18 protein-coding genes are annotated in these 16,115 nt (G+C 47.2%); 11 read left to right on the top strand and 7 right to left on the bottom strand.

Going from position 1 to position 16,115, the window contains the following annotated elements; genetic code table 11:
* Nucleotides 1-6 precede the first annotated feature (6 nt).
* Nucleotides 7-396, bottom strand: coding sequence for a DUF3052 domain-containing protein (locus tag HGH91_RS18060; RefSeq protein WP_168740205.1), 390 nt, complete (start codon nucleotides 394-396; stop codon nucleotides 7-9).
* A gap of 143 nt (nucleotides 397-539) precedes the next feature.
* Complete coding sequence (locus HGH91_RS18055) at nucleotides 540-1,304, bottom strand: SDR family oxidoreductase (protein WP_168740204.1); 765 nt, start codon at nucleotides 1,302-1,304, stop codon at nucleotides 540-542.
* A 152-nt stretch (nucleotides 1,305-1,456) separates the two neighbouring features.
* Between HGH91_RS18055 and HGH91_RS18050 the strand changes: the two genes are divergently transcribed.
* Nucleotides 1,457-2,014, top strand: a complete 558-nt coding sequence (locus HGH91_RS18050; protein ID WP_168740203.1) for a hypothetical protein — start codon at nucleotides 1,457-1,459, stop codon at nucleotides 2,012-2,014.
* Here the strand turns inward: HGH91_RS18050 and HGH91_RS18045 are convergent.
* From HGH91_RS18045 to HGH91_RS18030, 4 genes are read right to left on the bottom strand one after another with little or no spacing between them, the layout of a single operon-like run.
* The gene (locus HGH91_RS18045; protein ID WP_168740202.1) at nucleotides 2,009-2,776 is read right to left on the bottom strand and encodes a tRNA(His) guanylyltransferase Thg1 family protein; all 768 of its coding nucleotides are present in this window, start codon (nucleotides 2,774-2,776) and stop codon (nucleotides 2,009-2,011) included. The two genes, HGH91_RS18050 and HGH91_RS18045, sit on opposite strands and share 6 nt — an antisense overlap.
* Nucleotides 2,766-3,212: an AAA family ATPase gene (locus HGH91_RS18040; protein WP_168740201.1), complete on the bottom strand. Its 447-nt coding sequence runs from the start codon at nucleotides 3,210-3,212 to the stop codon at nucleotides 2,766-2,768. Before HGH91_RS18040 ends, HGH91_RS18045 begins: the two co-directional genes overlap by 11 nt.
* Nucleotides 3,213-3,215: 3 nt before the next feature.
* On the bottom strand, nucleotides 3,216-3,617 hold the full coding sequence (locus tag HGH91_RS18035) for a hypothetical protein (protein WP_168740200.1): 402 nt from the start codon (nucleotides 3,615-3,617) through the stop codon (nucleotides 3,216-3,218).
* A gap of 60 nt (nucleotides 3,618-3,677) precedes the next feature.
* Complete coding sequence (locus HGH91_RS18030; protein WP_168740199.1) at nucleotides 3,678-4,307, bottom strand: helix-turn-helix transcriptional regulator; 630 nt, start codon at nucleotides 4,305-4,307, stop codon at nucleotides 3,678-3,680.
* Nucleotides 4,308-4,535: 228 nt separating this feature from the next.
* On the opposite strand from HGH91_RS18030, the gene HGH91_RS18025 reads away from it, so the two are divergent.
* From HGH91_RS18025 to HGH91_RS17980, 10 genes are all read left to right on the top strand, one after another.
* Entirely contained in the window at nucleotides 4,536-5,105 is a 570-nt protein-coding gene (locus HGH91_RS18025; RefSeq protein ID WP_168740198.1) for an NADPH-dependent FMN reductase, read from the top strand.
* A 176-nt stretch (nucleotides 5,106-5,281) separates the two neighbouring features.
* Nucleotides 5,282-7,024, top strand: a complete 1,743-nt coding sequence (locus tag HGH91_RS18020; protein ID WP_168740197.1) for an ABC transporter ATP-binding protein — start codon at nucleotides 5,282-5,284, stop codon at nucleotides 7,022-7,024.
* The gene (locus HGH91_RS18015) at nucleotides 7,008-8,771 is read left to right on the top strand and encodes an ABC transporter ATP-binding protein (RefSeq protein WP_168740196.1); all 1,764 of its coding nucleotides are present in this window, start codon (nucleotides 7,008-7,010) and stop codon (nucleotides 8,769-8,771) included. The genes HGH91_RS18020 and HGH91_RS18015 overlap by 17 nt, the downstream gene beginning before the upstream one ends.
* Nucleotides 8,772-8,909: 138 nt before the next feature.
* Nucleotides 8,910-9,494 carry a TetR/AcrR family transcriptional regulator gene (locus HGH91_RS18010; RefSeq protein WP_168740195.1) on the top strand — a complete coding sequence of 195 codons (585 nt, stop codon included), beginning with the start codon at nucleotides 8,910-8,912 and terminating at the stop codon, nucleotides 9,492-9,494.
* A gap of 54 nt (nucleotides 9,495-9,548) precedes the next feature.
* Nucleotides 9,549-10,346 (top strand): PhzF family phenazine biosynthesis protein, encoded by a 798-nt coding sequence (locus HGH91_RS18005; RefSeq protein ID WP_168740194.1) that lies wholly within the window; start codon nucleotides 9,549-9,551, stop codon nucleotides 10,344-10,346.
* 292 nt (nucleotides 10,347-10,638) lie between these two features.
* Nucleotides 10,639-11,625: a hypothetical protein gene (locus HGH91_RS18000; RefSeq protein WP_168740193.1), complete on the top strand. Its 987-nt coding sequence runs from the start codon at nucleotides 10,639-10,641 to the stop codon at nucleotides 11,623-11,625.
* Between the two features lie 304 nt (nucleotides 11,626-11,929).
* Nucleotides 11,930-12,265: a hypothetical protein gene (locus HGH91_RS17995; RefSeq protein WP_168740192.1), complete on the top strand. Its 336-nt coding sequence runs from the start codon at nucleotides 11,930-11,932 to the stop codon at nucleotides 12,263-12,265.
* A 33-nt stretch (nucleotides 12,266-12,298) separates the two neighbouring features.
* A complete protein-coding gene (locus HGH91_RS17990; RefSeq protein WP_168740191.1) occupies nucleotides 12,299-12,766 on the top strand; it encodes a hypothetical protein in 468 nt (155 codons plus the stop codon).
* A gap of 119 nt (nucleotides 12,767-12,885) precedes the next feature.
* Nucleotides 12,886-13,980, top strand: a complete 1,095-nt coding sequence (locus tag HGH91_RS17985; protein WP_168740190.1) for a serine hydrolase domain-containing protein — start codon at nucleotides 12,886-12,888, stop codon at nucleotides 13,978-13,980.
* A gap of 145 nt (nucleotides 13,981-14,125) precedes the next feature.
* Nucleotides 14,126-15,391 (top strand): glycoside hydrolase family 71/99-like protein, encoded by a 1,266-nt coding sequence (locus HGH91_RS17980; RefSeq protein ID WP_211092347.1) that lies wholly within the window; start codon nucleotides 14,126-14,128, stop codon nucleotides 15,389-15,391.
* Between the two features lie 227 nt (nucleotides 15,392-15,618).
* Here HGH91_RS17980 and HGH91_RS17975 read toward each other — a convergent pair whose 3' ends face one another.
* Complete coding sequence (locus tag HGH91_RS17975) at nucleotides 15,619-16,008, bottom strand: hypothetical protein (protein WP_168740188.1); 390 nt, start codon at nucleotides 16,006-16,008, stop codon at nucleotides 15,619-15,621.
* Between the last annotated feature and the right edge of the window lie 107 nt (nucleotides 16,009-16,115).

Genomic DNA, 16,115 nt, shown 5'->3' with positions numbered 1-16,115 from the left:
GCTATCTTACCGGGCCACAGGCCTGGCCCTTAAGGCTGTCCAGGTATCGTCGATAGATACACTACTGACAGCTTCCAATCCCACTTTTTCAAAGGCCACCCATACCGTTTCTCTTTTGATATCACTTTTAATACTGCCGCTACCTTTGGGATAACAAGCCCAATAGATACAATCGGGCTTTCCCGCTCCCACAGTAGCCTGTACCAATTGCTCCAGCTCCTTTTGGGTAGTGGCAAATACCTGCACAAATTCGTAGACACCCTTCTTTCTGGCCACCGGACGCTGGTCGTAAGCCACATCCCCGATTAAGACGGTATATACTTCCGGCGCATTTACAATTAAAGCGCTACCGGCTTTATGAAAGTATAATTTCTTCAGTACTGCTTCTCCCGACATTACTTTTTAATTTAAAAGCAATTTAAAGCAGAAAGCTCAAAGCAGAAAGCAAAAAGCTATTATCGTGGATGACCTACGCAGTTAATACTCGAATTGGTCATCCACGATAATAGCTTTTTGCTTTCTGCTTTCTGCCTTCCGCTCTATAAAAACATTCCGCCGGAGGCTTCAATACGCTGGGCGGTAATCCAGCGGGCTTCTTCTGTACACAGGAATGCCACAATTCCGCCGATATCATCAGGTACGCCGGTACGGCCCAGTGCTGTTTGCAACTTAATATGCGCAATGGCCTCGGGGGCATGCTCAAATACGGACCGGGTAAAATCTGTTTCAATGATGCCAGGGGCCACTACATTAGCGGTAATACCACGACTGCCCACCTCTTTGGCCAGGTAACGGGTAAATACTTCGATACCACCTTTCATGGCGGCGTAGGCCGCGTATCCCGGCGTAACAAACCTTGCCAGGCCGGTCGATAAATTAATGATGCGTCCATGGTCGTTGATAAAAGGCAATGCTTTTTGCGTCAGGAAATACACGCCCTTTAAATGCACCTGGAATAGTTCATCAAATTCCTCCTCCGTCGTTTGCGTAATCAACGCCCTCCGGTCGATACCTGCATTGTTGACCAGGAAGTCGAACCGCCCATTGCCATTGTCCTTCTTCAGGTAGCCGGATAAGGTAGTAAAGAACGTGTCAAAAGCTTTGGTATCCGCGGTATCCAGCTGAAAAGCTGCGCCAGATGTTCCCATTTCCCGGATAGCAGCTATCACTTTCTCCGCTTCTTCTTTATTGCTTTTATACGTGATCAGCACCTGGTAGCCCCGTTGTGCCAACCGTAATGCCATATTTTTGCCTAAGCCGCGGCTGCCGCCGGTAACCAATGCTATTTTGTTTTTCGTTGCCATTTGTTTGTTTTTTGATAGACCAAATTTCCGGCAAACGGTTTAACTGTTTGTGGTGATAGTTTAAGTATTTATGGTGACTACTTAAGTATTTTGCCACAAGAAACTAAGTGAGGTAAAGTTGGTAGTGTATATTTGACAACACATTTAATTATATGGATAATACCCTGTTCTGCTTTACCGGCGCCACCATTGGCCGTTTCTATATACCGCCCTTTACGGTAAGCCCCGGCGAGGTAGTTATCATTGGCTTTCCCAGTGGCCCGTACTTTATGGAAACAGTTAGATTGATGGTACCCCAGCTCCAGGAGATATCCCCTTTTACCTATGCAAAAAAAATCGGTCCCAAATCCTTATGGCGAAAATTGATCCCCGAAACGGTAAAGGCCTATGTGACGAAAAATGGAAATCCTCATCATGCTATTATCCGGGAAATATACCAACTGCCGGATGTTCATCCCCACAGCGATATACACCGGGTTCATGCGAACGATCAGGCCATTATCCAACTGTGCTGTGCTTTATCGCTTTCCAGCGTTATAATGGCCGACTTCCAGGCAGTAGGAGTAGCCAGGGAAGACTTATTCCTGGGACTGGTCACGCAACAGGTGCAGCGTCACCAGGGCGCGGCTTTATTATTCGACGAGTGCCGGGATCTTCAACACCGGTGTACCCGGTTTATTACAGCAGAATACGTAGGGGATGGGTTATAATGCGGTTTTCTGGACAAACTGCTGTACAAATTCGCTGTAAGCGTCTTTGATAGGCAATTCGGTATTGCTATACAATTGTCGTCTTTTTACGGTGACCGCTTCCTGAGTCTTTACATTAAAGCCTTCCTTTTCTACTTCCGCCCAATAAATACCGGTTCCCCGCTTCTGCCATTGGGGTAAATCATTAAAGTTGACACCATAGGAAAATAACAACTCGTTCTTATCCGCTGCGCTCGCGCCGGAAAGTCGCTGGGTGGCTTCATTCCGGGAGTAGCCGTCCTTTCTGAGACGCCAGTAGCAATGCGCTTCCAGCGCATTGCGGTAAGCATCTTCATTACGCCAGCGAAAATAATCTACCACCAGCCTTTCATGGGGAAACTGGGAAATACGGCAGTCGAAGGCGGCTACGCTTCCCAACAACATAGAAAACTTAGCGCTGGCTTCCCCGGCCAATATAGAATGGTACTTCCGGAGCTTGCGTGAAAAGGCGGCTTCATTAAAATCAAACAGCAACGAAATTTCGTCGCTCTGGGTATAACCATATACCACGTGAAAGCCGCAATTCATCAGGTGTTGCGTAGTGGCAATCATGTAATCCCTGAACCGCTCATCAAATGGAGCTTCAAAGGCATGTGTTTCTTTAGTAAGGCGGGTAAATCCCCGTCCATCAATCCTGGCTACCATGTACATTTCCGGTAAAACCACCAGGTCGTGCGCAGTTTCATACAAGCGCATCTTCTCGTCTAATTCATCAAATTTCATTCCTCCAGGGTTTAACAACAAATAGGTTATCAACAATTTCTACGAAATATAACTCATCAAATCCTTCTTCGGGTGAAGGAAGTTCCAGGCGGTTATAAGTACCGCGGATCCCCACTTCCGGGATCAGGGCCTTGCCCGAGCGCTGGCTGTTCCTCGCCATTGCGCCTGCTAAAGCCGACTGAAAATAATACCCCGTTACTTTAAATTTATGCTGCCTGGCAAGGGCAATATACCGGGCCCGGTCTGCTCGCGCGGGATTCGTATTGTCAGATACAAAAGCCTGCTGCATTGAAAAACAAAGTTCAAGGAAACGACTTTCCTTATTGCGTGTATGCAGTTGATCCATAGAAATCCGCATATGCGTGTCGAAAAACCGCTCCCGGTAAAAAGAAGATTTCCCCGTGGCCTGTATGCCACAAAAAATTATGGCTTCCATATATTATTCACTGATCTTTTTAACAGCCAGGTTAGACAACGTAATCAATCCCGCACTGGCAATAATGGCCCCGCCTACAAACGGAAAGCCGGCGCCTATCAAATCCACCATGTGGGCAGAGAACAGGAATTGCAGACAGAAAAACATTCCCGCTACCCCTAAGCCTATGGCGGCTAATGCACCCCATTTTACGAGCGAACACATAAACTGCTCCCCCTCTTCCACGATCTTGGAAAGCGCTGTTAAACCAGCACCCGCGATGATAGCGCCCCCGGCGAACGGAAACCCCGCGCCGATCAGGTCTTCATGATGAGCAGAAAAAAGAAACGGAAAACAAAAAAGCATACCGGCTGTGCCAGCGGCGATGGCTACCAGGGAGGCCCATCTTACTACAAGTGCGATCATAGAATATTGGTTGGGATAAATACTAATTTACAATTTAATATAACGTGTACACAAAAAATATTACGTTCCACTAATACGATAAACACAACGACGCTGCCCTGATGGCAAATGCTCCGTACGCGTGATATGCGCTTTCTTTCCAAGTACTTCGGTAAAAATATCCTGTTCCGACTGGCAAAACCATTGACAGCATTTGGCGGCGGCATGAATAGGGCAATGATTTTCTATCAGCAAAAAGCTATCGCCTTCTTTTTGAAACTCCGCCATATAACCGTCCCGTTTACGGAGGTCAGCCAGCACACGTACTTTGCTCTCCAGGTCTTTACTGTCTTTCAATGCCTCGCGGTATTTTTCCACGACACCCTGCGCAGTGGCGCGCAGCACTTCGCCCATTTTTTCCGGCGACAAGGTATTGCGCATCGTACACAGCAGCCGGGTGGTTAGGTCCTGGTGCCTGTCCGGAAACCGGGCATGCCCTGCTTCGGTCAGCGACCATATCTGCTTGGGTCTTCCCCTGCCTTTAGCTTCTGTGCTGGCCTCTACCAGGCCTTCATTGGCCAGTTTAAGCAACTGGAAACGCGCGCCCTCCATCGTTATCTTCAGCTCCTCTGCCACCACACACAAGGCCTGCGGCCCTTTTGTCTTTAATATCCAGATGGCCCGGTCGTTCTCCGGAAAACTATTATTCATAATAAACAAAGTGTTTATTTGGTTTATTAAGTAAAGATACTATCTTTGTTCCACAACTAAAACGAAACGTGGCAAACCTACTACAGGCCTGGCATACAGGCCATGGCAACGCCTGCGTTTTTCCCATCTGTCAGCTGGCCGGGCCCTCCGGCTGATAGCTTATAATAATAATGCGGTTGCCATATACCCGGCACTGCCTGTTTTTACTTACACATAAAATCCATTGCGATGAAAATAGCGATATTAATCGGGAGCATACGCCAGGGAAGGCAATCCCATAAAATAGCACATCATCTTCAGCAGGTATTACAGCAACGGGGCCTGACCACCGACCTGGTCGACCTCGCCGACGTTCAACTGCCCCTGCTGGAAGAACGCGTAGGCAAGCATCCACAGCTGCCGCATACGGCACAGGAACTCAGCAACCGGCTCCATGCAGCAGACGCCATTATTTTAGTAACGCCGGAATATCACGGGAGCTTCTCCGGCGTACTGAAAAATGCATTGGACTACTTCTACGCCGAATTCAGCAAAAAGGTAGTTGGCACGGTAGGCGTCAGCGCAGGGAAATTTGGCGGGATTAACGCTGCGTCACAGCTGCAGCAGGTTATCCTCAACCTGGGCGCATTCCCGCTGCCTACCAAATTGCTGGTACCAGAAGTATACGGCGCATTCAATGAAGGACACGAACTGACGAATGAACACACCATCCGGTCGGCACAAAAATTCATCGATGATTTCTACTGGCTGGCATCTGCTGTCCAGGAGAAAAAACAATTACAACCACTCGCCGTATAACACCCGGATATAGCGGAAGAAACGGGCTTCTTCCGCTATATTCTTCCCCCAATTTTATCCCCCAGGAGCAAAAAAATTGTGATATCTTGCTCTCCTTTACAATATTTGCAGTGCGGATTCGTCTCCAAACGGAAAACCTTTTTTAGCTGCATACCGCCAAACACATACCTGTTAAAATGAAACAAGAAGCTGGTACTAAAAAGAAAGAAGCCGGCATATTCAGTTTGCTGCAACCGTATATGGGCATGGTTGCACTGCTCATACTGTTTACGCTGGTGAGCAATGGGCTCAACCTATGGCTACCCAAAATCATTGGAAATGGCATTGATGCCTATGAACACGGCACCTTTCAACTCCAACCCCTACTCATAAAATTTATGGTAGCGGTCATCATTATCCTCACCTTTACCTACCTGCAGAACATCATACAAACTTACGTGTCTGAACAGGTAGCACGTAACCTGCGCACGAAAATATCCGACAAAATATCCGGGCAAAGCTATGCCTGGGTAGAACAGGCCAACCCATCCAGGTTGCTGACCAACCTCATCGCCGATGTCGACTCCATCAAACTGTTTGTGTCACAGGCCATCGTTTCCCTGGTATCATCCCTGTTCATTATTATCGGCGCCAGCATTCTGCTGTTGACCATTAACTGGAAACTGGCACTGGCAGTCATTGCCACCCTTCCCGTTATCGGCATCACCTTCTTCCTGGTTTTACGCAAGGTAAGGGCTATGTTCATGAAAAGCCGGGAAATCATGGACTGGCTCAACAAAGTCATCAATGAAAGCATCCTCGGAGCAGCCCTTATCAGGGTAATCAATTCCCAGCAACTGGAATACGAAAAATTCCTGGATGCCAATAGCAAAGCAATGGGCTTCGGCCTGTCGATTGTTCGGCTGTTTGCAGGACTGATCCCCGTAATCACCTTTACCGCCGGTATTGCCGGGTTGATTATCCTGTCGCTGGGCGGCCATTTTGTGATCACCAACAGTATGACCCTGGGCGATTTTGCGGCATTCAATAGCTATCTCGCACTGCTCATCTTCCCGATCCTGGTAATCGGTTTTATGAGCAACATCATTGCACAGGCTACAGCCTCCTACCAGCGAATCAGTGCCGTAATCAATATGCCCGACCTGATGCCCGGAGGTACGCTTACAGCGCAGTTAAAGGGAGATATTGCCTTCAATGGGGTGACCGTCAACTACGGTCAGAAACCAGTGCTGAAAGACATCAGTTTTTCTGTAAAGGCTGGTTCAAAAGTAGCGGTGATCGGCCCCACCGCTGCAGGGAAAACGCAGTTACTCAACTTACTCACCGGTCTCCTGAAACCATCATCAGGCTCCGTGCTGGTAGATGGCCACCCGGTAACAGACTATAACAGCGAATCCTTCCACAGCCAGGTAGGCTTTGTATTCCAGGATAGTATCATCTTCAATATGAGCATCCGCGAAAACATCGCCTTCAATGATACTGTAACCGACGAAGCCCTGGAAAAAGCAATACAGGCTGCCGAACTGAAAGAGTTTATCAACAGTCTCCCCAACAAACTGGACACCATCGTTTCGGAAAGAGGGGCCAGTCTTTCCGGCGGACAAAAGCAACGGATCATGCTGGCCCGCGCACTGGCCGTAAATCCAAAAATATTGCTGCTCGACGATTTCACTGCCCGTGTAGATAACAACACCGAACAGAAAATCCTGCGTAATGTACAACTGTTATACCCAGGTATCACCCTGTTGTCTGTTACCCAGAAGATAGCAGCCGTCACCCATTACGACCAGATTATCCTGCTCATGCAGGGCGAAATTATTGCCGGTGGTACGCACCAGGAACTGATGCTCACCAGTCCTGAGTACATCCAGATTTTTAATTCCCAACAAAGCACCAGCAACTATGAATTACAATCTTAATAAATATACCGGCAAGGAGCATAAAACGTCGAATTATACGGCGTTCAGAAACCTGCTGCAATTAATTTCTCACGAGAAGAAAAACCTGGTGGTGGCCTTGTTAGCGATCCTGCTCAACTCTACCCTCAACCTGCTGGGGCCGTTCCTTATCGGGTATACCATCGACCACTATGTGCAGCATAAACAGTATCATGGCGTGCTGGTGTTTTCTGGCATCCTGCTGGCAATGTACCTGGTAGCGCTTTTCACCAGTTTCTTTCAAACGAAGCTGATGGGAAGCGTGGGACAAAGAACATTGTTTACCTTGCGGAACACAATCTTCAGCAAAATACAACAGCTGCCCGTAGCTTTCTTTAACCAGAACAAAGCCGGCGATCTCATCTCCCGGGTAAACAATGATACCGATAAACTCAACCAGTTCTTTTCCCAATCGCTGATGCAGTTTGTGGGCAACATCGTTACCATGATCGGTGCTGGTGTTTTCCTGCTGATCATCAACTATAAAATTGGTATTGCCGCACTGGCGCCGGCTTTGCTGATACTGCTATTTACCCGTGTCCTTTCGCCCTGGATTAAAAGAAAGAATGCGGCCAACCTGAAGACGGTGGGCGGTATGAGTGCAGAGATACAGGAAAGTCTCAGTAATTTTAAAGTGATCATTGCCTTCAATCGCCGCGATTATTTCCGGAAGCGTTTTAATGAAGCCAACGAAAAAAATTACCAAACCGCTATCGGTGCGGGTTTAGCCAACAATATCTTCCTTCCTTTCTATGCCATGTGCGCAAGTGTTGCGCAATTGCTGGTCCTTACAGGAGGTATTTACCTGATTAGCGAGGGTGAATTCAGCATAGGCTTGCTGGTGAGCTACCTCGCATATGCAACCTATTTTTACAATCCGTTGCGACAACTCGCTACACTCTGGGCCAACTTCCAGGTGGCCATGGCAGGCTGGGATCGCATCGCAGAAATACTGGAGCTGGAAACAGACCTGATCACTGTTCCCGATACTATGCAGCCTTCCCTTTCGCCGGCACTGCTGGAGTTCAGAAATGTACATTTCGGTTACCCCGAAGGCAGGGAAATATTGCACAACATCAATTTATCTTTAGAGAGAGGTAAAACCTATGCGCTGGTAGGACCTACCGGGGGAGGCAAAACCACTACCGCCTCCCTGATTGCCCGCCTGTATGATCCTACCCAGGGTACCGTTTTGTTGAATGGGAAAGATATCCGGGCCTATGCCGCAGATGAGCGTTCCCGGAAAATCGGGTTTATTCTCCAGGAACCCTTCTTGTTTACCGGCACCGTAAAAGAGAACATCCTGTACGGCAACCCTCGTTATAACGATTATACCAACGAACAACTCACAGAAGCTATCCGGGAGGCTAACCTGGAAAAATTGCTGGCTATTTTTGAAAACGGGCTGGATACCAAAGTGATATCCGGCGGGGACGGTGTGAGCTTAGGACAAAAACAGCTGATAGCCTTTATGAGAGCGGTGCTCCGGCAACCGGACCTGCTGATCCTCGATGAGGCCACCGCCAACATTGATACCGTTACGGAACAACTGCTGGGAGAAATCCTTGAAAAATTGCCTGGTACCACTACCCGTGTGATCATCGCACACCGCCTGAATACCATCGAAAATGCGGATGAGATATTTTTCGTCAACTCCGGCGAAGTAACGCGTGCCGGGTCCCTGCAAAATGCGATGGAAAAATTGTTACATGGTGTAAGAGAAAGCTAATTTTTTGCACGCAAAGGGGCAAAGAAGCAAAGGCGCAAAGGATGACACTTCTTTGCGCCTTTGCTTCTTTGCCCCTTTGCGTGAACTTTTTGTACTATACAGTAAAGAATATATCTTTGCCGGATAAAACAACCATACATGTCGGGCAGGCCAAAAATATTCGATAACGAAGAAGTCATTTCCAAAGCGACAGAAGTATTCTGGCGCCAGGGCTATGAAGCTACGTCCACAGAAGATTTGCTGGCCGCCATGGGCATTGGTAAAGGTAGTTTTTATCTTGCCTTCAAAGGTGGTAAGAAAGAGCTGTATGAGAAAGTGCTGGAACAGTTCGACCAGGCTGCGGTGAGCCGGTTCCGGAAAGAGCTCGATGCGGCAGCAGATCCTGTTGAATACATCCGGGAATTCTTCCGGAGCATTGCACGACAACCCAAAAAAGTACATCAAAAAGGCTGCATATTCGGCAATGCAGTCGCTGAGCTATCCAATATAGACCCGCTGCTGATGAAGCAGGCAGCCCACCACCTGCAGGAACTGGAAGCCAATTTCCTGGAAGCCCTGCAACGCGGCAAACAACAAGGTATCCTCACTTCTAAACTGGATCCCGCCCTGCTGGCCCGGCTACTGCTCAACAACTGGAACGGGCTGGGTATTACCCGCAGGATGTACCCCGACAGTGAATCACTCTCGGCATTGATAGAAGCACAACTGCACATACTTGATTAAATGCTTCCCTGGGGGAAATACAATACCTTTACGGTAGCAATCAAATGTTTCGTTATGCCACATATACCCATTTACCAGGTAGATGCCTTCACAGACGAACTTTTTAAAGGAAACCCCGCTGCCGTATGCCCCCTGGAAGCGTGGCTACCCACCGAAGTACTACAACTCATTGCAGCGGAAAACTTCCTGCCTGAAACAGCGTTTTTTGTTCCCACCGGTCAACCCGGACACTATGAATTACGCTGGTTTACCCCGGAGATAGAAATGGACCTCTGCGGACATGCTACCCTTGCCTGCGCGCATATCCTCATGAACCACTTAGGCTGGGATATGCACCAGATCTCCTTTCATACTCAAAGCGGTGTATTGATGGTACATAAACAGAACGAACGCCTGGTACTCCAGTTCCCCGCAAGACCGGCTACCGCGGCTACCCTCCCTCCTGAAATAGCAAAAGGTATGGGCGTATATCCCATGGAGGTGCTCAAAGCGAGGGACTACCTGCTGATTTATCATGATGAAGAAATTATCCGTAACCTACGCCCCGACAGAAGTATCCTCGACCAGATCAATCTCGACCCCGGCGGAATTATCGCCACCGCCAAAGGCAAAACAGTGGATTTTGTATCCCGCTTCTTTACGCCACAGGCCAGCATTTTCGAAGATCCTGTCACCGGTTCCGCACATTGTTCCCTCATCCCTTTCTGGAGTCAACAGCTGGGTAAAAAAACGATGACGGCGTTGCAGTTGTCTGCAAGAACAGGTAAACTTTATTGCGAAGATGCCGGGGATAAAGTAACGATTGGAGGAACGTGCAGGACTTACATGGAAGGAAATATTTTTGTGGCGTAACCAATGAAGGTTTGTTACGCAGATTGGCTGCGCAATGTGTCAATATTATTGCTATGGGACATTAAAAAATGTGAGTTAGCATTTAAGTTTGTATTTTTATAAAAAACCGATTATCTGTACGAATTGCTGTTAAACTCCTGACTGTGCCCATAAAAAAAAACAACGTTCCAGTTATACCCAAAAGTGTAATAACGGCCTTTTCGTCGGTGAATGCCTTTCTTCAATGAAGCCCAATAGGAAGTTTGCGGGATTGAGCGCGAACAACATGATCATTTTAAATTTATTCTGTACTATGAAATACATCATCACCGCAGCCATTGTGCTGTTTGCCGGTTTAAATGTTAAAGCTCAGAACACGTATCCTTCCACCGGAAATGTGGGTATTGGAACAAACACTCCATCCGCTTCATTACATGTAAATAACGGAAACATCAAAGTAACCAATCCTAACTTTTATCCGTATGGCGTTAATATTGACATGGATTCCACTACATCTCCCTGGGCAAGGGAGTTCGGTATTTCTTATAAAGCTTCGGGAAAAGTGGCCTCCTTTGGTGCTTATATGAACAATGGCGTATTCAACTATGCCTATATTGGTGGCAATACTACGAACTACGCGTCACATAACGCTACATGGATGGCATTTAAACCCAACGGCTACGTAGGCATTGGTACCATTGCGCCATCATCCCTGCTGGATGTAAATGGAGGAAATATAAAAGCCACTAATCCAAACGGCTATCCATACGGGATTAATATAGACGTGGATTATAATACCGGCAACTGGGCAAGAGAATTCGGCATTTCCTATAAGGGAGCCACAATGGGCACCGGGAAACTGGTGTCTCTGGGGGCATATGCCAACAACGAAAACCTTATCTACGCTTATATTGGGGGCAATACCACTGCGAATATACCTGTTTCAACTCCCTGGATGGTGTTTAAACCCAATGGCAACGTTGGCATCGGCACCACCGACCCCGGTACCAGCAAACTCGCCGTAGAAGGACTCCTGAGCGCCCGGAGAATAAAGGTCACACAAGCCAGTCCCTGGCCGGATTATGTGTTTGACAAAACATATGATCTTCCAAAATTAGATACGCTCGAACAATTTATTGACCGCCATAAACACCTGCCTCAACTGCCTTCAGCAGCCACCGTGAATAGCGAAGGAGTAGATCTGGGAGAAGTGAACCGGGCATTGGTGCAGAAGGTAGAGGAATTAACGCTGTATATTATTCAATTGAATAAGGAAATTCAATTGTTAAAAAAATTATAGCTCTTAATTTGATTCCAACGATGATCAGTACGCTATAATGAAAGGATTTGAATAGGGATATACTAATTATTATAAAGTACTCAGGTAAGGTTGAAGTTGGACCTTTGCTACCCATATCAGTTTTTAGAAACATAAAAATAAATATGTATTTGTTTAACCGATTTTTGCTCGTGCTACTTTGGATTATGCCTTCATGTAGCAGCAAACAACAAGACCGATTTGTTGATAAATACGCCGATGCCGATTTTACAGCATTTACTAACAATGCGTATTTCTCCGAGGAAGAGATAATGAGCATTTACTTATGTTATTTGTAGATAATGACCTTGGGAAAAAAGGGAACGATGGTCCTTTTATAGTATATATTGATGAGGATTTGAAGAGTGTAGTAAAGACTAACACCGACCTAATGACAGATACAATCAATATTGATAAAACGTCATTGCAGCAGCTGGCAATACGTTTTTTATCCTACAATGTTAAAAGTCTGAAAGTTGATGCCAATGGAAATGTGTTTATTGGCCTTTTAAATAACGAAAGGCCGGACCTGGTACGGTTTTCTGATGAGAAACATCGAACCGTATACTATAAACAGGGGTGGGCGAAGGTAAAGGGGAATTGGTATAAGACGGAAGAATAGATAGCTAATTTTGCAATACCTAAGAAATAGTCTATGAAAGTGATCATTTTTACAGCGACTATATTATTCTGTGCTTTTAACGTCCATGCACAACAAAATAAAGACGACTCTAAAGCAATGATTGATTCTGCCATCGCCATGATGTATGCACAATTTTGGGAGACGGGCAAACAACAAAAGAATGAATATTATCTTGAAAGCTTGTATTTATTAAATGAGCAGGATCAGCCATTAACTTATGTGCCATCCAGCAGTAAGTTTAAATTCATTAATATCTATGATGATCGAAATAGGAAAGTACTGTCAAAAGGCATTTATGCCTGGAAAGTACTTACTGCATTAAATAAAAACAAGTTCGTAATTACTATTATCAACTTTTATATAACTTATAAAAATCGTAGCTATAACTTCTCTAATGGAGGTGGATCAACAACAGTCTTTGAATATTCTTGTAACGAAGACCAATGGAAGTTACTTACTTTCAATAACCAGGGCATTTAAAGGAATATGCTTTTATAAAGGAACTTAATTAGCCTTGAAACTACCTTGGAATACTTTCTGTAGTTATCCTTGCTACAACCGCCTTGTTCCCCACAAAAATATTTCCGTACCTTCCTCCCATGACATACTCCCGCATACTCCTCCCCCTCCTGCTCTTCGCATCCCTACGCTCAAACGCCCAAAGCATCCCGGCAATCGACAGCACCGTACAGGCTTTCATGACCCAATACCAGGTACCCGGCATGGCTATCGCCATTACCTATCACGGTAAATTAGTTTATGCCCGCAACTACGGTTATGCAGACACGCTCCACAAAATACCTGTTAACAACAACAGCCTGTTCCGCATTGCCAGCGTTTCCAAATGTATCACAGCCACGGCTATATTAAAACTGGTGGAAGCGAAACAATTATCGCTCGATAATACCGTGTTCGGCCTGCATGGCGTATTGGGCACCACTTATGGCCAACAACCTTATGCCCCCAACCTGGAAAAGATTACCATCCGGCAACTATTGCAACATACCACCGGCGGCTGGACCAACAACGGGTCAGATCCGATGTTTATGCACCCGGCAATGACAGCTGAGCAACTTATCAGCTGGACGCTCGATCATCAGCCACTGGTAGATACGCCCGGAAAAGTGTATGCATACTCCAACTTCGGCTATTGTGTATTGGGCCGGGTTATTGAAAAAGTATCGGGCATGACCTATGAGCAGTATGTAAAAACAGCCGTATTACGGCCCTGCGGCATTACGGGTATGCAAATTGGCGGCAATACCCTGGAACAAAGGAAAAGTAATGAGGTAGTATACTACGGCCAGCATGGCGAGCAGCCTTATATCTACAATATTTCCCGGATGGACGCGCATGGCGGATGGATTGCGTCTGCTACCGATCTGGCCAGGCTACTGGTACATATTGACGGATTTCCTGCGCCCGCCGATATCCTGACACCCGCTTCTATTACAGCTATGACCACCGCCTCTGTGGCCAACCCCGGCTATGCCCTCGGATGGGCCGTGAATCCCTATCACAACTGGTGGCATTCCGGTTCCCTGCCCGGCACCTCTGCAGAGGTGATCCGCTCTCATCACGGCTTTACCTGGGCCATGCTTTGTAATACCCGCACCGACAGCAGCTTTTTCAACGACCTGGATGGTCTGCTCTGGAAGGCTGTCAACAACCCCGCTACTCCCTGGAAAGAGTAAAAAACAACTTTTATCGCCATTAATCCCGCTTATTAATGGTTTGTTAGGCCTTTCATTAGGCCTTCCCGCTTTACTTGCAGCCTTATTCAAGGTGAATGCGCCTACCTGGCCTTCACCATTCCCGTTATAAACAAATAGTATGCATATGAAGCGTTATGTAACCGCGTTCCTTTTCCTGTTGACCATACCCGCCCAGGCCCAGCGAAAACACAGCCGGGAGTCGCAGTATCCTACTTATCACGGATTGATCATGGCCGGCTACCAGGGCTGGTTCCGCGCTGCCGGCGATGGCTCCGGCGCCAAACATTTTGCCTATGGCGATGAAACCCGCAGTGGGATCGATATGTGGCCCGATGTCAGTGAATATGAGAAAACCTATAGTACCCCTTTTAAGCTCGCTGATGGCCAGCCCGCAAAGTTCTTCAGCTCTTACGATAAAAGCACGACCGATCTGCACTTCAAATGGATGCAGGAATATGGCATTGACGGCGTTTTCATGCAACGCTTCTTTAACAATGCCAAACACCGCGACAGCAGTTCCGGCGTAATACTCAAAAATGCCTTCGCTGCCGCTTCCAAATATCATCGGGCTATTGCTGTTATGTATGACTTGTCCGGGCTCAAAGCCAGCGGGGAAGACTGCTCCGCCATCATTGCCGATTGGAAATACCTGGTGGATCAGCTGAAAGTAACCAATCAGTCAGGCGCTAAAACTTATTTGCAGGAGAATGGTAAACCAGTGGTGGCCATCTGGGGCATAGGGTTCCCGGATCGCCCCTATCAACTACGGAATATCGGATTGGAACGCCTGATCGATTTTCTCAAAAATGATCCGGTATACGGAGGTTGTGCCGTGATGCTCGGTGTACCTACCGCCTGGCGTACCCTCAATGCCGATTGTATGCCAGATTCCTACCTGCACACCCTGATCCAACAGGCGGATATCGTGCTTCCCTGGACGGTACAACGCTACTCTCCCCTGCTACACAATGATATGGACCGCTACCGCGACAACACCCTGGAAGATATGGCCTGGTGTCGTCAGCACCAGCTGGAGTATGTGCCCTGTGTGTATCCCGGCTTCAGCTGGCATAACCTCAGCCGCTATGAATTTCCGGACGATGTAAAGCCATCCGGCTCTATTCCCCGGCAGGGCGGCCGCTTTTACTGGCAGCAAATCACCACCGCCATCAGCGCCGGCGCCACCATGCTGTATGTAGCCATGTTCGATGAAGTGAATGAAGCCACGGCCATCTTTAAAACCACCGATCAGCCACCCGTAAGTACCACCACTCCTTTTATTCATCTCGATGGAAAACCGGCTGATCACTATCTCTGGCTAACCGGGCAGGCCGCGAAGATGCTCCGCAACGAGCTGCCACTCAGCATCCCGATGCCGGAAAGAAAATAACCATCACCGGGCAGGTGCTTCCCTGCCCGGGAAATACTTTACAACAGGCCATACAATGCCATCACCAGATCAGTGCAACGATATATAAAGACAGCTTAGAAGAGGGAAAATGGGACCTGGGAGAGGCAAGGTTTTCAATAGCCAGATAGCCCAGGCAGAAAAGTAATTACGGGAGCAAACAATTCATCCCAACACTACTATTCATGGGAAAAAAGTGTAGAAACAGCTTATTTAAAAGCCTGTACAGCCAGATGTCGGCTCCTGGTCAACAAATAAACACCTCCAAAATAAGAAGTAATCCCCACCAGGATAAATATGATCAACATGCAAATAACCTTCCGTTTATTGTCTTTACGCCTTATCTCCCGGTCCAGGATCATCTGTTCTATCTCCAGCCAGCGTTTGCCCGGATCACCGGTGTTAAAACGCTTCTCCAGCGAGCCGGATTTCATCATTTGCCGGTACATGATGGCCACTGACCGGGCATTGGGGATATGATCCATCAAAGCAATCAGCTCCTTTGTGTCGTCGTCGGGCGCAGGCCGTGCCCGTATTGCATCTTCTGCCGGCATACCGGGTATAAGCCGGTTCGCAACGATTTTGAAATACGTGTTCATAAAGTAAGTACCATAAGTATTTTAGTTATCCGTAATGTATCTACGATATTCAACCATGCATAGTTTTATCATTTATCAAAAAAACGGTTAGCAATCACGGGCATTGA

Source organism: Chitinophaga eiseniae (assembly GCF_012641265.1).
Lineage (GTDB): Bacteria > Bacteroidota > Bacteroidia > Chitinophagales > Chitinophagaceae > Chitinophaga > Chitinophaga eiseniae_A.
This window is presented reverse-complemented; position numbering and strand designations above follow the sequence as displayed.